Origin of the sequence: Mesobacillus thioparans, from assembly GCF_965138835.1 — a bacterium.
GTDB lineage: Bacteria > Bacillota > Bacilli > Bacillales > Cytobacillaceae > Mesobacillus > Mesobacillus thioparans.
The window spans coordinates 683,425-703,545 of sequence record NZ_CBCSFH010000001.1 but is presented as its reverse complement, the minus strand read 5'-3'; the positions used below and the strand labels follow the sequence as shown (position 1 = coordinate 703,545).

Below are 20,121 nucleotides of genomic sequence, written 5' to 3'. Positions count from 1 at the left end.
GATGATTTCATAGATGATTGCTTTTTGAACATTGTAATTGGATCAACGATGGCTCCTGTGGCCCTGCGAATAAGAAACAGGCACCGTGCACGTCGTGAAAACAATTAAGTTAAGCATTGAAGGTTGTTATTTTACTAGAAGAAAGGGGAAGTCAGATGTCTGTACGTTTAGTACTGGGGCGCTCGGGGAGCGGGAAAACCGAGCTGATCATGAAGGAAATGAAGGACAGGCTGGTTTCGGACCCTCAGGGGGATCCGGTTGTCTATCTTGTTCCGGAACAAATGTCTTTCCTGTCAGAATACAGATTATCCACCGACCCAGACCTTGGGGGAATGATAAGGGCGCAGGTATTCAGCTTTCCGCGCCTGGCATGGAGGGTGCTTCAAGAGACGGGAGGCTACACACGCCAGCATTTGGACAGCGTCGGGATCAGCATGATGATCCGCAAAATCATTGAAGACAAGAAAGAGGACCTGAAGATTTTCCAGAAGGCCGCAGATAAAAATGGGTTTATCCAGCAGATGGAGCAAATGCTGATCGAGTTCAAACGCTATGCGATCAACCCGGAAGAGCTTGCCGGCAAAATGGCAGAAGGCTCGGGGGGCAACCAGGCGTTAACGGATAAGGTCCACGACCTGGAGCTTGTATATAGACAGTTCGAGGATGAGTTGTTTGGTAAATATATAGATTCCGAGGATTATTTCAAGCTGCTTGCCGAAAAAATCCCAGCTTCTGAATATTTGAAAAATGCGGAAGTATACATTGACGGTTTTTACAGCTTCACACCGCTTGAACTGATGATCATTGATCAGCTGATTGCCACATCCAAAAGAGTGACGATTGCACTGCCGGTTGACAGGGATTTCAGGCATGAACAGCCTGACGAGCTTCATTTATTCAGGCTGACAGGCGAGACCTGCCAGACACTCTATGACATGATCCGGACAAAAGGCTATGAGCAAGAAGAAAATGTCGTGCTGTCTGAACAGCGGCGCTGGCAGGATGAATCCCTGAAGCATCTTGAAAGGGAATTCGATTCAAGGCCGGCTGTTCCGTATTCAGGCGAGGCGTCGATCCATATCGCACAGGCAGCCAATAGACGTGCCGAGCTAGAAGGGGTTGCCCGGAAAATAATTGGCCTGGCAAGGGAAGATGGCTACCGCTACCGTGATATCGCGGTTTTGATGCGAGGCAGTGAATACCGTGAAGTGCTGGAAACGATTTTCGAAGACTACGGACTTCCATTCTTTATCGACCAGAAACGGAATATGCTTCACCATCCATTGGTCGAGCTTGTCCGTTCAAGCCTGGAGACGGTCCTTGGGAACTGGCGATATGAGCCGATTTTCCGCGCCGTAAAGACAGATTTGCTGTTCCCTGAGGGTGCGGACCTGAACAGGATGCGTGAACAGATGGACGTCCTGGAGAATTATGTGCTTGCATATGGGATCCAGGGAGATAAATGGACGAAAAAGGATCACTGGAAATACCGGAGAATCCGCGGGCTCGAGTATGACAGTGTGGCCCAGACGGATGCAGAGAAGCAGACTGAACAGGAACTGAATGACCTGAAGCAGTTAATCACTGCTCCGCTTCTGCGGATGGCACGCCGCCTGAAACGGGCGGACACGGGAAGAAAGCTTTCTGAAGCGGTCTATCTCTTCCTGGAGGAGCTGGATATTCCTGCAAAGCTCGAAGCATGGAGACTCTCGGCCGAGCAGGAAGGAAGGCTGATTGAGGCAAGGGAGAATGAGCAAGCCTGGAATGCCGTGATCAATCTTCTTGACCAGTTCGTCGAAATGTTGGGAGACAGCAAGGTGGCACCGAAGCAGTTCGTTTCAATCCTTGATGCTGGCTTTGAGTCACTCAGGTTTTCGCTGATTCCTCCGGCGATCGATCAGGTACTGGTTGCCGACATAGAGAAAACAAGGCTTGCCGATGTGAAGGTTGCTTTTGTCATTGGCGTGAACGAAGGGGTTCTTCCTGCGAAGATGACCGAGGAAGGGATATTTGCGGATGACGACCGTGAGCTTTTGCAATCAAAAGGCCTGAAGCTTGCTCCAAGCAGCCGTACAAAGCTGCTGGATGAGAGTTTTACGGCATATAAGGCTTTTGTGACGCCTTCTGAGCAGCTTTATATCAGCTATCCGATTGCCAATGAAGAGGGGAAAGCGCTAATGCCTTCTTCCTTCATCAAGCGGATTTCGGATTTGTTCCCAGGGCATCAGACGCATTTCTTCCTGCCAGATCCATCGGAAATGCCGGAAGCAGAGCAGCTTGAATATGCTGCCGGCGAAAATATTGCCTTATCCTACCTGACAGCGCAGCTTCAGTTGAAGAAGCGGAATTACCCTGTCTATGATTTCTGGTGGGATGTGTACGATTATTATATGAAGAACAGCCGCTGGGCAGATACGGCCCGGAAGGTTCTTTCCAGCTTGTTTTATGAAAACAATACGAAGCAGCTGCCGGAATCCGTCACGAAAGAATTGTATGGCGATGAAATCCAAGCCAGTGTCTCCAGGATGGAGCTGTTCAACAGCTGTCCATTCTCGCATTATGTCCAGCATGGCCTGAAGCTGCGTGACCGACAGATATTCCGGCTTGAAGCTCCGGATATCGGCGATCTTTTCCACGCAGCATTGAAGGAAATCGCCGAGACGGTGATGGAGCAGAACCTTAGCTGGGCCCAGCTTACAAGGGCACAGGCTGAAGAATTGGCAAGGGATGCTGTGCAAAAGCTTGCTCCAAAACTGCAGAATGAAATCTTGCTGAGCTCGAACAGGCATCATTATATCAGGCAAAAACTTCAGAATATCATCAGCCGCGCATCGCTTGTTTTGAGTGAGCATGCAAAGGTCAGCGGATTCTCGCCAGTCGGTCTGGAACTCGGCTTCGGCCGCCAGGGAAAACTGCCTCCGCTCGGCTTCTCGTTAAAAAACGGCACGAAGATGGAGCTGATGGGCCGGATTGACCGTGTCGATAAAGCAGAGGACGGCCAGGGTGTATACCTGAGGGTGATTGATTACAAATCAAGCGTAAAGGATGTCAATCTGACAGAGGTTTATTACGGGGTGGCACTACAGATGCTCACCTACCTGGATATCATTATCACCCATTCACCATTGCTTGTCGGGAAACAGGCCGACCCTGCAGGTGTACTCTATTTCCATGTGCACAACCCGATCGTCAATGCTTCGAAAATGCTGACACTCGATGAAATAGAAGAAGAAATCCTCAAACGGTTTAAAATGAACGGATTGCTGCTGAGCGATGAAAATGTCATTCGGATGATGGACAATGGGCTAGATACGGGCAGTTCACAGATTATCTCAGCAGGTTTTAAAAAGGATGGCAGTCTGCTGAAGAGCTCGAAGGTTGCCAGCCGTGAGGATTTTGACCATTTACGCCAATTTGTGCGCCATAAGTATGTGGAGACCGGCAACAGGATTGTCAGCGGGATCGTTGATGTTGCTCCTTACAAACTCAAGGACCGGGCACCTTGTACATTCTGTTCGTTCAAGCCGGTATGCCAGTTTGACCAGGCAGTTGAATCGAATGACTTCAGGAAGCTTCCAGTCATTAAAAAGGAAGACCTGCTTCAGGAACTGAGAAAAGATGAAAGCCTGAAGGCAGACGATGGGCTGGCAATCGACTCTGTCAGACTTGAGAAGATCAAGAAGCTGGACATTCTGTCAGAAATTGGAGAGGAGGAAGAAGACCTTGGCTAAAATGAATATACCGCCAGTACCGGAAGGCGCGACGTGGACGGAAGATCAGTGGAAGGCGATCATGGCCTCAGGAAAGGATATCCTTGTCGCTGCTGCGGCCGGATCCGGTAAAACGGCAGTCCTGGTCGAGCGGATCATCAGGAAAATCACTTCAGAGAACAATCCGATTGACGTCGATGAGCTGCTGGTCGTAACGTTCACAAATGCATCTGCGGCTGAAATGCGCCACAGGATTGGTGAAGCACTCGAAAAAGCAATCGACAGCAGCCCTGATTCAATACATCTGAAAAAGCAGCTGAGCCTGTTGAATCGAGCGTCGATTTCAACGCTCCATTCCTTTTGCCTTGAAGTCATCAGGAAATATTACTATCTGATCGATGTCGACCCAGGCTTCAGGATCGCAGACGAAACCGAGGGTCAGCTTTTGCGGGACGAAGTGATTGAGGATCTTTTTGAAGAAGAATACGGAAAGGCGGATAATCAGCCATTTTTCAATCTGGTGGATGCGTTCACGAATGACCGCAGCGATGAAGGCTTGAAGGATATTATCGCTGACTTGTTTGACTTTGCCAGGTCCAATCCTTCTCCCGATGATTATCTTGATTCCATCGTTTCCATGTACGACGCAGCAAGCAGCGCTGCGATAGAGGATCTGCCGTTCATGAAGGTGTTGATCTCAGATATCGAGCTTCAGCTTCAGGGAGCGAAACAGCTTCTTGAAAAAGCGCTGGACATCTCCAGGATGCCAGGCGGACCGGCACCAAGGTCTGTCAATTTTACAGAAGACCTTCATGTGATCGATACATTGCTGGCTGCCGGTGAACAATCGTGGGGAGAGATGTTTGAAGCAATCCAGCTTGCCAATTTCGGCAGGGCAAAGACATGCCGCGGCGATGATTACAATAAGGATCTCGTCGATAAGGCGGCCAAGCTCCGGGACCGGGCAAAGAAAATTGTCCAGGATTTAAGAAATGAACTCTTTTCCAGGAAGCCAGAAAGCTTCCTGAAGGATATGCAGGAAATGAAGCCGCTGATCGCCGTGCTGATCGACCTCGTAAAAGAATTCTCGCGCAGGTTTGGAGAAGTGAAGCAGGAGCGCGGCCTCGTGGATTTTTCAGACCTTGAGCATTACACCCTTGAGATACTGACTGCCAAAAGCAATGATGAAAGTGGTTCACTTGCACAGCCTTCAGAAGCTGCACTGGCCTACCGCAATAAATTCAAGGAAGTGCTGGTGGATGAATACCAGGACACGAATATGGTTCAGGAAGCCATCCTCCAGCTGGTGACGGCAGAAGGGGAAGCAGCAGGGAATCTGTTCATGGTCGGGGACGTTAAACAGTCGATTTACAAATTTCGTCTTGCTGAGCCAAACCTTTTCCTCGGAAAGTACAACAGGTTCACAGCTGAGGGCGAAGATACCGGCTTGAAAATTGATCTCGCCAAGAACTTCAGGAGCCGAAGCGAAGTACTGGACGGCACCAATTATTTATTCAAACAGATCATGGGTGTGAAAGTCGGCGAAATCCATTACGATGATAATGCTGAATTGAAGAAAGGGGCTCCTTATCCTGAGGAGGATCCCTTCCCAGTCGAGCTGTTGCTGATTGATAAGGGAGAAGGCGCCTCATCAGACTCTGATTCCTCAGAAGAGAATGATGTTGCGGATACTGAATTCGAAGCTGAGGACCTTGAGCAGTCCCAGCTCGAAGCAAGACTGATGGCCAAGCATATCAAGGATATGGTAGAAGAGCGCCGAGGTGTGTATAATCCAAAAACGAAAACATCGAAGCCCGTGAATTATCGCGATATCGTCATCCTTCTTCGCTCCATGACCTGGGCTCCTCAAATCATGGAGGAATTCAAGCAGCAGGGAATCCCGATCTACGCAAACCTTTCGACCGGCTATTTCCAGGCGACAGAGGTTGCCGTCATGCTTTCTTTGCTGAAAGTAATCGACAATCCTTATCAGGATATCCCGCTTGCTGCAGTGCTGAGGTCTCCGATTGTAGGCCTGGATGAAGAGGAACTGGCCGTCATCAGGATCAGCCAGAAAAGAGGCTCGTTCTACGAGGCGTTGACTGCATTCTGTATCCAGAAGCCGACAATGGAAAATGAAGCCCTCCATGATAAGACAAGTCGTTTCTTGGAAGGCTTGAAAAAATGGAGAACATCCGCAAGACAAGGATCTGTTTCGGATTTAATCTGGCAATTATACAGGGAAACGAGGTTCTTCGACTTTGCAGGAGGGATGCCAGGCGGAAAACAACGCCAGGCGAATCTCAGAGCGCTTTATGATCGCGCAAGACAATATGAAGTAACGAGCTTCCGAGGCTTGTTCCGCTTTTTGCGCTTCATTGAACGGATGAGGGAGCGTGGCGATGATCTTGGTGCAGCAAGGGCACTGGGAGAACAGGAGGATGTCGTCAGGATCATGACGATCCACAGCAGCAAAGGACTGGAATTCCCAGTCGTTTTCGTCGCAGGGCTTGCCCGGAATTTCAATACAATGGACTTGAAGAAATTCTACATGCTCGATAAGGAATTCGGCTTCGCGGCAAAGTACATCAATCCTGAGAAACGAATTTCGTTTCCATCCCTGCCGCAGCTGGCATTCAAACGGAAGCAGAAAATGGAAATGCTTGCCGAGGAGATGCGCGTCCTTTATGTTGCTTTGACTCGTGCGAAGGAAAAGCTATACCTGATTGGTTCTGTGAAGGATGCAGATAAAACGATCAGCAAGTGGCAGGACGAAGCAAGCCATCCGGACTGGCTCCTTGATGAATATTTAAGGGCATCGGCATCAGGCTATATCGACTGGATAGGGCCAGCTGTGATCCGTCACAAGGATTGTGAGTCGATCAGGGGAAGTCAGGCTAGCCTGCATCCTGCACTCGGCGAAGAAATCAGCTTCCATCCATCCCGCTGGAAAATCGAGACGATTACTGCTGAGGAGGTCGTTTCGTATGCAGAGGAGAAAGCGGAAGAGCGCGAGAGCCTGATGGATCTTGTAGCAGCCGGCAAGGCTGTAAATCAGGTTTCGGAACTGGCCGATAAGGTCAATGAACAGCTTTCATGGAAATATCACTATAAAGAAGCGGCCAATCATCGCTCGAAACAGTCGGTAACCGAGCTGAAGCGCAATCATGAAACAAGGGATGAGGAGAGCGGAACACAGATCGTCCGCAAGTTTACGAAGCCGATCCTCAACCGGCCAAGGTTCATGCAGGAAAAGATGCTCACACCAGCAGAACGGGGAACCGCGATGCATATGGTCATGCAGCATATCGATCTTTCCAAGCCGATTACAGAAGCCAGCCTTGAATCACAGCTGGAACAAATGGTCGAGAAGGAACTGCTCTTCCCGGAACAGAAGGAGGCAGTCGATCGAAAATGGATTCTTGCCTTCTTTGATACCGTGATTGGCCAGCGGCTCCTTGGAGCAAACAAGGTTCGACGTGAGGTTCCATTTTATCTTTCATTGCCGGCAAAAGAGGTTTACCCTGATTGGCAGGGAGAAAATGAGCCGATTTTCATTCAGGGGGTCATCGACTGTATTTTCGAGGATGAAAAGGGGACTGTCCTGCTCGACTTCAAGACAGATGGCATCCATGATCGCTATAAGGGCGGTTTCGAACAGGCAAAACCAATCTTGGTGGATCGTTATCGAATCCAGATCAGCCTTTATGCCAAAGCGATACAACAAGTATGGAAAAAGCCTGTTGAAGAGAAATATCTTTATTTCTTCGATGGCGGCCATCTTTTGGAAATGAATTAGCTCTTAATGAAAGGAACCGGTTGATTGTGTATACAATCCAGCCGGTTCCTCTTTTTTTAACGTGAGACAGAAACCCAACTGATTAAGTAAATCCATGATGGGGAAATTACCAACAAGGCTTGCTGAAGGGGGGGATGTCAAATGGCAAAGAAAAATCATATCAGTACTTGTGAGTTATGCTCCAGGAATGAAGTAGTGGTCACGGTCCATCATCTGACACCGAGGGAAATGGGAGGAGCCCACATGCCAACTGCCAGCATTTGCATTCCTTGCCATAAACAAATACATGCTTTATTCACGAATGAGGAGCTGGCTGCGAATTTATATAGTATTGAATTGCTCCGCTCCCATCCGGAATTGCAGAAATTCCTGAAATGGATAAAAAGGCAGCCTTCTACAAGGCTGCCGAGAATTACAAAATCAAATGCTCGAAAACGGAAAAAGCGTTAGTTATTCCCTACTGTCGGCTGGTCAATCAGGTTGGCATCGAGAACATTGCTGGCGCTAAGTCCATTATTCGCGACAATGATACCGCCAGTATTGAATCCACCCTGTCCAGCGACTGTCTTTGTATTGCTTTTCGGCGAGATGAACAGTGTGTCGCCAAACTGTACTGTCCCGCCACCGACATTAAAGATTTGGACTGGACCTATGATTGCTGGCATTGAAAACATCCTTTTCTGCTATTCTACTGGGCGGTATTCATAGCCGGTCAAGGCTATGAAACCAAATTCAGAATCGCCCAAAAGTAAATGTGAATGGGAGTGGCCTTAAACCTCGGCCTTGATAAAACCATATGCATGCATCAATCGTTTCGTTCCGGACGCGGCAGCAGCTGCCGGATATGCTTTACCCTCGATTCCATCGTAACATTGCAGGTATTCCCAAGATGTACAACCGAAGAAGAAGATACACCAATGATGTCAATATTTCTGACCTTTAAAATAGGGTTAATATTCTGCGTTGAACTCATCAGTGTTTCAACTTCCGGTTGAAATGCAATAGGTTCAAAGAAAATCGGGTAGGAAGTATATTCACCTTCTTCATCAAAAAAGATTTCCGCTTCTCTTTGAACTGCCAGGGCTTTTGATATACCTGTGATTTGCTGGGAATCTCCAATCTGAAACACCGATGATAGGATAACGGAGTCAATTTTTATATGATCGACGGATGCGATTCTCTTGATCATCATCAAATTTTTGGCGAAAGCGGGACAAATGGCCCGATTATGAGTGACTCAGCAGGAGTATCGAAGGTAGCTGCCAGATTGATGTTTTCTGCATCCCCGACCATTAACAGAGAGGAACTTGAAACCCCGATGATCCTGATGTCTCCAACACAAATATCCCGGTTATAGACTTGAAAGTTCATTCTGAATTACCTTCCTTTACGTTATCTGGCAAATTTTTAAGGAACAGGAATACCCCATTCTGGATTTCCTGCTTGAGAAGTTCAATCACCTGTTCATTCATCCCAGAGCTGATTCCGGGAGCATTCTGATTTGAAGACCTCTCTTTTAAATGTGCGGAAACTCTGCCAGATAACTGTTTTTTGATATCTTCTTTAATAAACGTGAAGTAGGAGTCATCTACACTGATTCCCAGCTTCTCTTGTGCTTCGCGATATATACTTTCTAAATCCGTTTCAAGATATTGATGCAGTGCCGTTTCGATTTCGACGGTTCTTTTAAACAACTGCTTTCCGGGATTTGGTACATTGACCGCTTTTTGATCAACTGAAAAGTCGTCTATTCCTTCCAGGTCAGTCGGATTCAGGCCAATATTCAAAGTCCCTTCGAGGGTTTCAACTTTCAACTGGTCGAATTTGTACTCGATATTTCCAACTTGAACCGGGGGACGTTCCTTCAACACCGCAATTTCTTGCTTCATTTCCAGAACCATCTTCTCCAGTCTGGCTATTTTTTTGTCCTGGTGCTCTACATATAAATGCATCTTTTTAACGTATTCATAAAATTCAGCATTCAAATGAATCACCTCGATTCGAACCAGTTTTTTAAAGTCAAGAACGTCCAACAGGAGAGGATAATGGGACAGCAGGTGTTTCAAGCAAGTTATGTGCGTAACCATCACCTGACATGCCAGTATAGATTTGCGAAGGATGAATCGCTTCTGGAGCTGGCTCCTTAAAGCCGCCGGTATTATAAAGATTGGAAATCGGCTTGATCATCCCGACACTGCCAATTTGCAGAACAGAAGAGTTCGTGATGCCTTCTACTTTTAAAAAATTGATATTGATTGATTGTTGTATATAAAAATTCATCCGAATCACCCGCATCATGCGTTAAAATAGTTTCCTTGATCAACACCGTCTTGATCATAGGTATTCGTTGCACTTTGATTATTGTATACGGTCAACCCGTCACCGGTATTGAATGAGCCAGCTCCGGAAAAAGTTTTTGCATTGGAAACCGGGCTAATACTGTAAACATCGCCAATGTGGAATACAGCGCTGTTTCCAAGGGAGATGACCTGTGCGACTCCTACAATTGCTGGCATTGAGCAACACCCTTTGTTTAGATTTCTCTATTATCCTATGTGCCCAGATGAAGAATGTGATTAAAATGCCTATAAGTTTCAGTCTTAATTTTGTTATATAACAGATGAAATTATATATAACAGGATGGAAGATATGTTAATATATTTATATATTTAGAATTTTTAATCTCATTGTATGAGGAGGCAGATTATGAACGTTCCATTGCTGTTGAACCAGTTTCTAGATCGAGCAGTCTCGCTTTATGGAGACAAGAAAGCCATTTTTTCAGAGGACAGGGCGCTTACATATTCCCAGTTGAATGAGAGGGTCAACCGGCTATCGGATGGACTGAGAAAGCTCGGCGTTTGCAAAGGTGACCGGATTGCCTACCTTGCGCCAAATTCGATTGAAATGCTTGAAGGTTTTTATGGTGTATTTCAGGTTGGAGGGGTGATGGTGCCTTTGAACATCCGCCTGAAACCGGAGGATTATCTGTTCATCCTAAATCACAGTGAGTCCAAAGTGTTATTTGTCGATCAAGATTTATACCATCTGGTCCAGCCGATTAAGGACCAGCTTGAAACCGTCAAGGAAATCATTGTCCACTACAAGGAAGACAGCAATGAGGAAACCGGATACGATGATTGGCTTTTACAGAATTCTCCTGAGGCATTAAAGCGGGAAGAGCTGGATGAGAATGACGTTTGCAGCCTCCTCTACACAAGTGGAACAACCGGAAATCCCAAAGGAGTCATGCTTACCCACAGGAACAATTATCTGCACGCTCTAAGCACGATGCATCATTTGCGTGTCAGCGATGAAGACGTCCTGCTCCATGTCCTGCCGATGTTCCATGTGAATGGCTGGGGGTCCCCATTTTATTACACAGCAAACGGCGCTTCTCAGGTCTGCTTCCGCAAAACGACTCCGGAGGCGATTTTCGGCGCCCTGGAAAAACATAAAGTCAGCGTGATGCATATGGCACCGACAGTTTTGAATGCGCTGCTCCAGTATTATGAAAAAAATGTCCCGAATATTGAGCAGCAGGTGCGTGTTGTCATCGCTGGATCCGCACCGCCGCCAGCATTCGTCACACGTGTCGAAAAAGAACTTGGCTGGGAGTTCATCCAGGTATACGGCATGACCGAATCATCCCCGTTAAGTACAATTTCAACGGTCCGGTCACACCTGAAGGAACTGCCATTGAATGAACAGTATCGGATGAAAGCGAAGGCGGGCATCTCGATGATCGGCTGCCAGGTGAAGGTTGTGAACGACTATGGTGAAGAGGTTGCACATAATGGCAAGGAAATCGGAGAAGTGATCACGAGAAGCAATGGAGTCATGAAAGGCTACTGGAAAAATGAAGAGGCGACAATGGAAACAATCCGCAATGGCTGGCTCCATACCGGTGACATGGCGACGGTAGACGAGTACGGGAATATTGATATTGTTGACCGTAAAAAAGATGTCATAATCAGTGGCGGAGAGAATATTTCTTCCATAGAAGTCGAGGGAACATTGTATGACCATCCAGCTGTCCTTGAGGCTGCAGTCATCGCCGTCCCACATGAAAAATGGGGGGAGACTCCGCATGCATATGTCGTTTTACGTGAGCATGAACAGATCACGGAAAAGGATCTTATTTCATTTTCCAGGGAGAAACTGGCCCATTTCAAAGCCATTACCGGGGTAACCTTTGTTAAAGAACTGCCAAAGACAGCTTCCGGTAAAATCCAAAAAGTCCACTTGCGGAATGAATATTGGGAAACGAAGGGCAAAGCCGGAAGATTCGTGAATTAATAGATTGTGGGGGGATGCCGATTCGTGGTATCTCCTTTTCTATCAAAACATATAAGCGCGGTTAGCGGCTTTCCGTGTTGCCTTCTCCGTTCCTTTTGCTATGTTCACTGATAGTGTGATATACATAGAATATATGTTAAACATTGGATGGAATGAGGGGGAAGATGGAGATTAACGAAAGGGCATCAGGGAGGATCGTTTCGATTGACCGGATGCGCGGCTTTTCTTTATTAGGGATTTTTCTTGTCAACATGATTTCATTTCACTCACCGTATTTTTATATTGATCCTGAGACATGGTGGGATGGAAATATCAATCTATTTACATACCGGATCATCGATGTGTTGATCCAGGCAAGTTTTTATCCGTTGTTTGCGATGTTGTTCGGATATGGGCTGGTGATCCTAAGAGAGCGTATCCTCGATAAAGGTCTGAAGTTCACTCCGCTTGCCTTTAGAAGGCTTTCGCTGCTGCTGCTGATTGGATGCATCCATGCTTTTTTCATCTGGGAAGGAGATATTCTCATAACCTATGCAGTTTGTGGATTTGTCTTTCTTTTATTCTTGAAATGGAGCGCCAAAAGGTTGATGATTGCAGGTTTGATCATTTATATCGTTCCAAATGTGCTTCTCGTGTTGATGCTCGGTGCAGCCTCGGCAGTGGAAGGCGGGGCGGAGTTTTCGATGTATGATGAACAGACGGCAGCCCAGGCATTAGCTGTCTATCAAACTGGCAGCTTCACCGAAGTGACAGAGCAAAGGATGACAGAGTGGTATGAAAATAATAATCTCATGGGGTTCTTCTTTTATTTGATCACCATTCTCCCTTTGTTCATGATTGGAGCAAGTGCAGCCAAGATGAGGTTGTTCGAACAAGTGCACAGGAATAAGAAAAAGATTGGCACAGCTGCAGCCATCCTTGCCAGCCTGGGTCTGTTGATCAAGACAGTTCCGTATTTTTATGAAAAAACATTGATGACCGATTATGCCCAGGATATTTTTGGCGGAGTGATGCTGGCGATGGCTTATGCACTGATCATTGCCTTACTTTCCGAGAACAGGAAAATGGACAGGATCCTGTATCCGCTCGAAGCTGCCGGCAGGCTGTCAATCAGCAATTATTTATTCCAGTCCATCTTCTCAACGATGATTTTTTACAGTTACGGACTCGGTTACTATGGCAATGTCTCAATATTCGCGGGAACATTGTTGGCTCTTGCCATCTATGCAAGTCAATTAGCTGTCAGCAGCTGGTGGGTTAAAAGGTTTTATTATGGACCGGTCGAATGGCTATGGCGAAGCTGTACATATTTAAAGAAACAGCGTTTTAAAAAGGGTGCAGCCTGATGGAGAAGATCATGATCATTGGCAACGGGGGTGCGGGAAAATCCACATTTGCCAGAAAGCTAGGAAAAGCTCTTGCTAAAAAGGTATACCATCTTGATGCATTGTATTGGAAACCAGGGTGGGAAACGACAGAAAAGGATGAGTGGAAGGTTCTTTTAACAGAAATCATGGCAAAAGATTCATGGATCATGGATGGAAACTATGGAAGCACAATCGAGATGAGAGCGAGTGCAGCGGACACGATCATCTTCCTCGATTATTCTACTGCAAGATGCCTCTATGGAATTTTCAAAAGGCGTATCATGTATCATGGGAAGTCCAGGCCTGATATGAATGAAGGCTGTGAAGAAAAGCTTGATTGGACCTTCATAAAGTGGGTGGCAAAATACAAGCGTAAAAAAGCACCTGGGATCATTGCATTCCTCGATGAGATGAAAACATCAGGTAAAAAAGTTTATCATTTTACAAATCCTCGGAATACAGAGCATTTCATAAACGAAACATTGATTAAAGGGGGAAGTTGAAGTGAAATTCGTAACGATTAAAAATGAAAAAGGCCAATGGATCGGTATCGTGAATGATGAAGAAAGTCATGTGTTGCCATTGCAGGAAGTCCAGGAAAAAATGGACAGCGATGTATTCATTCCGGCTGACATGGTTGAAGCAATTTCGCTCGGTGATAAGTTTTATTATGATGCTGAAAAGGCAGTCCAATGGGTGAAGGATCATAATCTTGAAAGTGAACTCTCCGTTCCGCTTTCATTTGTTGAACTGCTCGCACCGATTCCACGTCCGGCCAAGAATATTTTCTGTGTCGGGAAAAATTACGCGGAGCATGCGATCGAAATGGGCAGCAAGGAAGATATCCCCGAGCATGTCATGGTATTTACTAAAGCACCTACGACGGTCACCGCCCATGAACAAAAAATTTTAACCCATAGTGAATTGACGGAGCAATTGGACTATGAAGGTGAACTGGCAGTTGTCATCGGCAAAAAAGGGAAAGGAATTAAAAGGGAAGAAGCACTGGACTACGTTTTTGGCTACACAATCATAAATGATGTCACAGCGCGCGACCTCCAGTCTAAGCATAAACAGTTTTTCATCGGAAAAAGCCTTGATACGACCTGTCCGATGGGACCATGGATTGTCCACAAATCAGCAATCGCCAATCCGAATAAACTGGATATCAAGACAACGGTGAATGGTGAAGTAAGACAGGACTCCAATACAGAAAACTTCATTTTCCCTGTTGAAGAAGTCATTGCCGTGCTGTCTCAGGGAATGACACTTGAACCGGGGGACATCATTGCGACTGGAACACCGGCAGGAGTGGGCAAAGGCTTCAAGCCGCCAAGATTCTTAAGATCCGACGATACTGTTGAAATCACGGTGGAAGGGATTGGGACGTTGAGGAATACGATGGCATCGTGTTAATGGGCCATAACGGACTCTCTTTGAAAAAAAGAGGGTCTTTTTTATTATTTTATTATAATATTAAAAATATTTTTTATTTTCAGTAATTTTAGAAGGATTTTGTACCCGTATGTGAGAATAATACTTGTGGCAGTGATTGAATACTCATTCATTCACTTTAATATAAATATTATAGAACTTATGGGGGAGTAAGAATGAATTGGTTTAGCTTGTTCCTGGCCCAAATGTCACAGCTTGCATCGAGTAAGGCTGTCCTCTACTCGGTTATAGCAGCTTTATTGGTGCCAATCGTCTATGGGGGGATTCTTCTGTCACCAGATTGGGGACCGTATGATAATCTCTCCAACTTGCCAGTTGCTGTTGTCAATAATGACGCAGGTGCCATGTCCGATGATGGACCTCTGAATGTAGGGGAAGATTTAGTAGCAGACTTGAAGAAAAGTAGTGATCTGGGTTGGAGATTTGTAGATTCAGAGCAAGCTGAAAAAGGGTTGCGCAACTTTGATTATTACATGGTAATTGAAATCCCCGAGGACTTCTCAGAAAGAGTGACAACCGTCCTTGACTCTGATCCTAAAAAACTGGAGCTAAATTACATCCAGAATGAGGGCCTGAATTTCATGGCTGCACAGGTGACAAGGAATGCTGCGGAAAAATTAAGGGAAAAGCTAGCCAATAAAATAACCGAAAAGTATACGAATAATATATTCAACAGTCTTGGCGGCGTATCTGAAGGGTTTAAAACAGCTGCTGATGGTTCTGAAAAACTATATGATGGAGCAGGTGAACTACATGATGGTACCGGCCAGCTTTTAGCCAGCCTCAACGAAAAGTCGGAAGATATCTCCAAACTTGCGGCGGGAACTCTTGAACTGAAGAGCGGTACTGGGCAATTGGCAGGAACGTTGGCAGGAAAACAAAGAGATATCTCCAAGCTGGCGAATGGTTCGAAGGAGCTTGCCGCAGGTACTGCTCAATTGGCAGGAAGCTTGAAATCTAAACAAAGCGATATTACGAAGCTTGCAAACGGCTCAAAAGATTTGAAAAATGGGACTGGTCTGCTGTTAAGCTCTCTTAATGAAAAATCCGCAGACATTTCCAAGCTGGCGGACGGATCAGCAGATGTAAATGCAGGGACTGGATTGCTTCTGCAAAAGCTTAAGGACGGACAGCCGGGCATTACACAATTGGCTGCGGGAGGTAAGCAGTTAGAAGGAAAAATGCCGGAACTTAAGGCTGGTACAGAAAGTGTTTTAGCTGGACTGCAGGGAGCGCAGCAGGCTGTAAAAAACCAGATTGGTCCAGGGACTACGGCAGTTGCAGGCGGAATCAGCGAAGTGATAACAAATTCACAAAACCTGGGGAAAAACCTTCAGGGCCTGACTGCACTACTCGAAGCATATCTTGCTAAAAACCCGGGGTTGAGCACAGACATTGATTTCTTAACTATTCTTAAAACAAGCCAAGGAATCCGGGATGCAGCCACAAATCCTGAAAATGCTGCTAAATTGCAAGAACTGCAAGCTGGAGCGAACCAGATTGCAGCAGCGTTCAATGAAAAAATTCCTGCAGAACAGGGATCACTGGCATCTGGAATTAATCAACTGGCAGAGGGACAGAAATTAATCAACACTGGAGTAACTGATTTAGCTGCAAAAGCCCCAGCCCTGGCTGAGGGAACAGCAAGTGTAGCCGCAGGCTGGGATGAAATGATCACCAAGGTCGGATTGCTTCATGATGGAACATCTCAAATAGCTGCAGGAAATAATTCAGTCAATGCTGGATGGGGAACCATCACAGCAGGAGTCAAGGAGCTTGATGGGGGAGCAGCGCTGGTTTCAGCAGGAAATCAAACGGTAGATAAAGGCTGGAAGGAGCTCGCCGCAGGGGCAACTAAAATCAATACAGGAGCAGCACAGGTCAGCGATGGAAATGCTACCGTAGATAAGGGATGGCGTGAGCTGACAGCTGGTGCTTCCAAGATTCATGCAGGAGTGGTCCAAGTCAGCGACGGAAATGTAAGTGTCGAAAAAGGCTGGGGAGATCTGACAACAGGTGTGACAAAATTGGATGACGGAGCAGGAAAGCTATATGCCGGTAGTGGAGAATTGTCTTCAGGATTGAAGGATGGTGCAGAAGAAACCGGTAAAATCCAGCCGAATGAAAAAAATATCGACATGTTCGCTTCTCCAGTAGAACTGAACAATGACAAGGTCAATGGGTATTCACTTTACAGAGATTCTACAGCCCCTTATGTGATGTCTCTTGCATTATTTGTGGGGATCTTGCTAATGTCGATGTTCATCAATTTCAAAAAGCCTGAAGAATTTCACGTATCCACTATGAACTGGTTCATCGTTAAATTTATGAATCTAGCTTCCTTAGCTGTGATCCAGGCAGTCCTTCTGTCATTCGTCGTTCTCGTGGTGTTGGGATTGCATGTTACAAACCCGGCAGGATTCATCATATTTTCAGTAATCGTCAGTATAGTATTTGCTGCCATTGTGATGTTCTTTGCCTTATTTGGCAATATTGGACGCTTTATTCTATTTGCATTAATCGTCATGCAGCTTTCTACAACAGGAGCGAATCTTCCAATTGATATGCTGCCTGAAAACCTTCGCAGCTTAAGTGTATATTTGCCATTCACCTATTCGATTTCAGGATTCAAGGCATTGATTTCATTAAATGATTTTGGATTGTCGATGTTGAACCTGGGTGTGCTTCTTGGCTTTATGGCACTCTTCATGTTGCTGTCAGGGATGGTTTATATTTTCAGGACCAAAGCGGAACCTAAACAAACAGATTTGGCGGTATAATGATTGAAGGCGCCCATAATTGGGCGTCTTTATTTTGGGTGATCAAAATAACACCATATACTTATGATTTTCTTTTTCATTGTGGTATGATATTTGAGAATTTACTATTAGGAGGACGGGTACATGATACATGCCCATATGACAGCCTGGTTTTTGGCTTTGGTTTTATTCTTCGTGGCACTGGGACTACATAAAAGCGGTAAGGAAAAAGGCGCGAAAATTGTCCAGATGGTCCTTAGATTGTTTTACGTGCTGATTCTACTGACTGGCTTCTGGCTTCTTTTCAGCATCAATATCAACATCATGTATGTATTGAAAGCAGCAGTTGGCCTTTGGGTCATCTCTATGCTTGAAATGATCTTGATCCGTACAAGAAAGAACGAAAAGGCATCTGTTCTGTGGATTCAATTCATAGTAGCAATCCTGCTAGTCCTATATCTAGGTTTTTCACTTCCACTTGGAACACAAATGTTCTAAAAGGATTTGTCGAAAAATAGCTGTCCAGAAATGGGCAGCTTTTCTTTTTTTGACATATCTTCACTCGAAGAAATATGGTAATTTAAGAGATAAGGGATATTGGAGAAATATAGAATATGGAGAATGCAATGGCTACGACAAAAAGCTGCGTTTACGAAAATGACAGACAACTTAATAGCTTTATAGAGAGCAATTCATTCAAAGAAAGTGCCAATTTATTGGTGCAAATTTTTTATAGAGAAGCTGAAAAGCTTAAGCACCTTCAGAAATTGCTTAAGAAGCAGCTTCCTCTGTCTGCAGTGTTGAGCTGTGAGGCCAGGGGCAGCTTTCATGATGAACATCCTTATCTTGTCTCTTTTACTGTTTTCAACAAAAGTGAAATCAATTCAAGCCTCCACGACGAGCATACGATTAGCACATTGACTAATTTGCTGGCAACTACGCAACAGGACATCCTTCACCTTAATGAGAGCCTTGAGGTTTCCGAGCAATATTATCGTTCATTATTTGACAACAATGGCGATTTTGTCTACTCAACAGATCTAAACGGGAATTTCACAAGTGTTAACCGGGCATTCAGGCGAACGTTCGGCTATGAAGAAGCTGAGCTGATTGGCAGGTCTGCGCTTGATTTTATCAATCCGGAAGACGTACCTCGCGCAAAAATGCATTTCATTCAGGCGCTGAAAGGAAAAGACCAGACCTATACAATCGAGATCCAGATCAAGAGTGGCGAGGCCCAGTTTTTCCAGATAAAAAATATCCCCATCACGGTCAACGGAGCATGTGTTGGAACGTATGGGATCGGCAGGAATATCACCCGCCAAAAAAAGACAGAGGAAAGAATCATCCAGCTTGCCTACTATGACCAGGATACAGGTTTGCCGAACAGGATGAGATTCACGGAACAGCTAGAGGAAATGATTCACCGCGCTAAGCATAATAAAGAACTGCTTGCCGTCCTGGTCATTGATATTGACCGCTTCAAGATCATCAATGACAGTCTTGGGCATTATGCGGGTGACATTGTTTTGAAGGAGCTGGCTGAAAGAATACAGAACAAAATGCCGAAGGGAGCCTATCTGGGCAGGTTCAGCGGTGATAAATTCACGATGCAGCTGACAGAGGATGTCAATATTGACCAGACGACCAGGATGGCAAGAGAATTACAAAAGCTTATATCCATGCCTCTTTATCACCAGGACCAGGAGTTCATTGTCACGGCAAGTATTGGAATCAGCTCCTTTCCGGGAGATGGCCTTGATGAGCACACCCTGCTGAAAAATGCCGATATTGCGATGAACCGTTCCAAGAATCAGGGCGGGAATAAGATCACTTATTTTTCAACCGGAATGAATGACCAGGCAATGGTACGTCTGGAGCTGGAAAGCTACTTAAGGAAAGCTTTGCAGAAAAATGAGTTCCATCTCTGCTATCAGCCGCTGCTGGACTTGCAAACAGGAGAAATCACTTGTACAGAAGCCCTTATCCGCTGGCAGCATCCTCATCTTGGACTAGTCTCCCCGGCGCAGTTCATTCCGCTCGCCGAGGAAACGGGATTGATTGAGGAGATTGGCGCATGGGTTTTGACGACAGCATGTGCACAGACAAAATACTGGCAGCAAAATGGATTCCCGAATCTCGGCATTTCCGTAAATGTCTCTGCCTATCAATTTCAGCAGCATGCTTTCATCGGCCAGGTGATTGAGGCTCTGAATGTTTCCGGGCTTGACCCTGGGTACCTCTCTTTGGAACTGACAGAAAGCGCGATGCTGAAGGATATCGTCTACAGCATTTCTGTGATGAAGTCATTACAGGAGCTTGGAGTGAAGGTATCAATCGATGATTTCGGGACAGGATACTCGTCACTAAGCTATTTACGCAATTTGCCGATTGATACGCTTAAAATCGATCAGTCCTTCATCAATAATCTGCATGACGATCCTTCCGATATTGCCATCGTCAAGGCGATCATCACCATGGGCCAGGGACTTGCAGTGAAGATTGTTGCTGAGGGCGTAGAAACACATGAACAGATGAACATTTTGAGGGATCTTGATTGCCATTATGCACAAGGTTACTATATCGAGAAACCGCTCGACACGGATGCCTTCGAAAAAGGCTTCAGGACGGTAGAGAATGTTGCCTACACGGTAAAATAAACTGCGATTTCGTAAACTTGGATCCTTTCACATGCTGTTTTTGTTTCTAACGAATATACGCGCATGTCCTCG

General features: G+C 45.8%; 16 protein-coding genes. 10 read left to right on the top strand and 6 right to left on the bottom strand.

The window, feature by feature from the left end; genetic code table 11:
- Positions 1-155 precede the first annotated feature (155 nt).
- The 3 genes from addB to ACNAZ4_RS03545 all read left to right on the top strand — a co-directional run bounded on the left by addB (position 156) and on the right by ACNAZ4_RS03545 (position 7,959).
- Entirely contained in the window at positions 156-3,731 is a 3,576-nt protein-coding gene (addB, locus tag ACNAZ4_RS03555; protein ID WP_415812794.1) for a helicase-exonuclease AddAB subunit AddB, read from the top strand.
- A 1-nt stretch (position 3,732) separates the two neighbouring features.
- A complete protein-coding gene (gene addA / locus ACNAZ4_RS03550) occupies positions 3,733-7,509 on the top strand; it encodes a helicase-exonuclease AddAB subunit AddA (protein ID WP_415813004.1) in 3,777 nt (1,258 codons plus the stop codon).
- Positions 7,510-7,650: 141 nt separating this feature from the next.
- Positions 7,651-7,959, top strand: coding sequence for an HNH endonuclease (locus tag ACNAZ4_RS03545; protein ID WP_415812793.1), 309 nt, complete (start codon positions 7,651-7,653; stop codon positions 7,957-7,959).
- On the opposite strand, the gene ACNAZ4_RS03540 is transcribed toward ACNAZ4_RS03545, so the two are convergent.
- From ACNAZ4_RS03540 to ACNAZ4_RS03515, 6 genes are all read right to left on the bottom strand, one after another.
- Positions 7,956-8,174 (bottom strand): spore germination protein, encoded by a 219-nt coding sequence (locus ACNAZ4_RS03540; RefSeq protein WP_415812792.1) that lies wholly within the window; start codon positions 8,172-8,174, stop codon positions 7,956-7,958. The genes ACNAZ4_RS03545 and ACNAZ4_RS03540 overlap by 4 nt on opposite strands.
- 140 nt (positions 8,175-8,314) lie before the next feature.
- On the bottom strand, positions 8,315-8,701 hold the full coding sequence (locus tag ACNAZ4_RS03535; protein ID WP_415812791.1) for a spore germination protein GerPE: 387 nt from the start codon (positions 8,699-8,701) through the stop codon (positions 8,315-8,317).
- Positions 8,701-8,880, bottom strand: a complete 180-nt coding sequence (locus ACNAZ4_RS03530; RefSeq protein WP_415812790.1) for a spore gernimation protein GerPD — start codon at positions 8,878-8,880, stop codon at positions 8,701-8,703. The genes ACNAZ4_RS03535 and ACNAZ4_RS03530 overlap by 1 nt, the downstream gene beginning before the upstream one ends.
- Positions 8,877-9,503: a spore germination protein GerPC gene (gene gerPC, locus ACNAZ4_RS03525; RefSeq protein ID WP_415812789.1), complete on the bottom strand. Its 627-nt coding sequence runs from the start codon at positions 9,501-9,503 to the stop codon at positions 8,877-8,879. Before gerPC ends, ACNAZ4_RS03530 begins: the two co-directional genes overlap by 4 nt.
- A 25-nt stretch (positions 9,504-9,528) precedes the next feature.
- Positions 9,529-9,789 (bottom strand): spore germination protein GerPB, encoded by a 261-nt coding sequence (locus ACNAZ4_RS03520; RefSeq protein ID WP_415812788.1) that lies wholly within the window; start codon positions 9,787-9,789, stop codon positions 9,529-9,531.
- A gap of 14 nt (positions 9,790-9,803) precedes the next feature.
- Positions 9,804-10,025 carry a spore germination protein gene (locus tag ACNAZ4_RS03515; protein WP_415812787.1) on the bottom strand — a complete coding sequence of 74 codons (222 nt, stop codon included), beginning with the start codon at positions 10,023-10,025 and terminating at the stop codon, positions 9,804-9,806.
- Positions 10,026-10,215: 190 nt separating this feature from the next.
- Between ACNAZ4_RS03515 and ACNAZ4_RS03510 the strand changes: the two genes are divergently transcribed.
- The 7 genes from ACNAZ4_RS03510 (at position 10,216) to ACNAZ4_RS03480 (ending at position 20,049) form a co-directional block, all read left to right on the top strand.
- Positions 10,216-11,808 (top strand): long-chain-fatty-acid--CoA ligase, encoded by a 1,593-nt coding sequence (locus ACNAZ4_RS03510; RefSeq protein ID WP_415812786.1) that lies wholly within the window; start codon positions 10,216-10,218, stop codon positions 11,806-11,808.
- Positions 11,809-11,972: 164 nt separating this feature from the next.
- On the top strand, positions 11,973-13,154 hold the full coding sequence (locus ACNAZ4_RS03505) for a DUF418 domain-containing protein (RefSeq protein WP_415812785.1): 1,182 nt from the start codon (positions 11,973-11,975) through the stop codon (positions 13,152-13,154).
- Positions 13,154-13,678 (top strand): DNA topology modulation protein, encoded by a 525-nt coding sequence (locus ACNAZ4_RS03500; protein ID WP_415812784.1) that lies wholly within the window; start codon positions 13,154-13,156, stop codon positions 13,676-13,678. Before ACNAZ4_RS03505 ends, ACNAZ4_RS03500 begins: the two co-directional genes overlap by 1 nt.
- Position 13,679: 1 nt before the next feature.
- Positions 13,680-14,591 (top strand): fumarylacetoacetate hydrolase family protein, encoded by a 912-nt coding sequence (locus ACNAZ4_RS03495; RefSeq protein WP_415812783.1) that lies wholly within the window; start codon positions 13,680-13,682, stop codon positions 14,589-14,591.
- A gap of 194 nt (positions 14,592-14,785) precedes the next feature.
- The gene (locus tag ACNAZ4_RS03490; RefSeq protein WP_415812782.1) at positions 14,786-17,410 is read left to right on the top strand and encodes a YhgE/Pip family protein; all 2,625 of its coding nucleotides are present in this window, start codon (positions 14,786-14,788) and stop codon (positions 17,408-17,410) included.
- A gap of 123 nt (positions 17,411-17,533) precedes the next feature.
- Entirely contained in the window at positions 17,534-17,887 is a 354-nt protein-coding gene (locus tag ACNAZ4_RS03485) for a YisL family protein (protein WP_415812781.1), read from the top strand.
- A 128-nt stretch (positions 17,888-18,015) separates the two neighbouring features.
- Positions 18,016-20,049, top strand: coding sequence for a putative bifunctional diguanylate cyclase/phosphodiesterase (locus tag ACNAZ4_RS03480; RefSeq protein ID WP_415812780.1), 2,034 nt, complete (start codon positions 18,016-18,018; stop codon positions 20,047-20,049).
- Positions 20,050-20,121: the final 72 nt, after the last annotated feature.

Coding starts and splice junctions, on each gene's coding strand:
- addB (WP_415812794.1), top strand. CDS start 156: ATGTCTGTACGTTTAGTACTGGGGCGCTCGGGGAGCGGGAAAACCGAG.
- addA (WP_415813004.1), top strand. CDS start 3,733: ATGAATATACCGCCAGTACCGGAAGGCGCGACGTGGACGGAAGATCAG.
- ACNAZ4_RS03545 (WP_415812793.1), top strand. CDS start 7,651: ATGGCAAAGAAAAATCATATCAGTACTTGTGAGTTATGCTCCAGGAAT.
- ACNAZ4_RS03540 (WP_415812792.1), bottom strand. CDS start 8,174: ATGCCAGCAATCATAGGTCCAGTCCAAATCTTTAATGTCGGTGGCGGG.
- ACNAZ4_RS03535 (WP_415812791.1), bottom strand. CDS start 8,701: ATGATGATCAAGAGAATCGCATCCGTCGATCATATAAAAATTGACTCC.
- ACNAZ4_RS03530 (WP_415812790.1), bottom strand. CDS start 8,880: ATGAACTTTCAAGTCTATAACCGGGATATTTGTGTTGGAGACATCAGG.
- ACNAZ4_RS03520 (WP_415812788.1), bottom strand. CDS start 9,789: ATGAATTTTTATATACAACAATCAATCAATATCAATTTTTTAAAAGTA.
- ACNAZ4_RS03515 (WP_415812787.1), bottom strand. CDS start 10,025: ATGCCAGCAATTGTAGGAGTCGCACAGGTCATCTCCCTTGGAAACAGC.
- ACNAZ4_RS03510 (WP_415812786.1), top strand. CDS start 10,216: ATGAACGTTCCATTGCTGTTGAACCAGTTTCTAGATCGAGCAGTCTCG.
- ACNAZ4_RS03505 (WP_415812785.1), top strand. CDS start 11,973: ATGGAGATTAACGAAAGGGCATCAGGGAGGATCGTTTCGATTGACCGG.
- ACNAZ4_RS03500 (WP_415812784.1), top strand. CDS start 13,154: ATGGAGAAGATCATGATCATTGGCAACGGGGGTGCGGGAAAATCCACA.
- ACNAZ4_RS03490 (WP_415812782.1), top strand. CDS start 14,786: ATGAATTGGTTTAGCTTGTTCCTGGCCCAAATGTCACAGCTTGCATCG.
- ACNAZ4_RS03485 (WP_415812781.1), top strand. CDS start 17,534: ATGATACATGCCCATATGACAGCCTGGTTTTTGGCTTTGGTTTTATTC.
- ACNAZ4_RS03480 (WP_415812780.1), top strand. CDS start 18,016: ATGGCTACGACAAAAAGCTGCGTTTACGAAAATGACAGACAACTTAAT.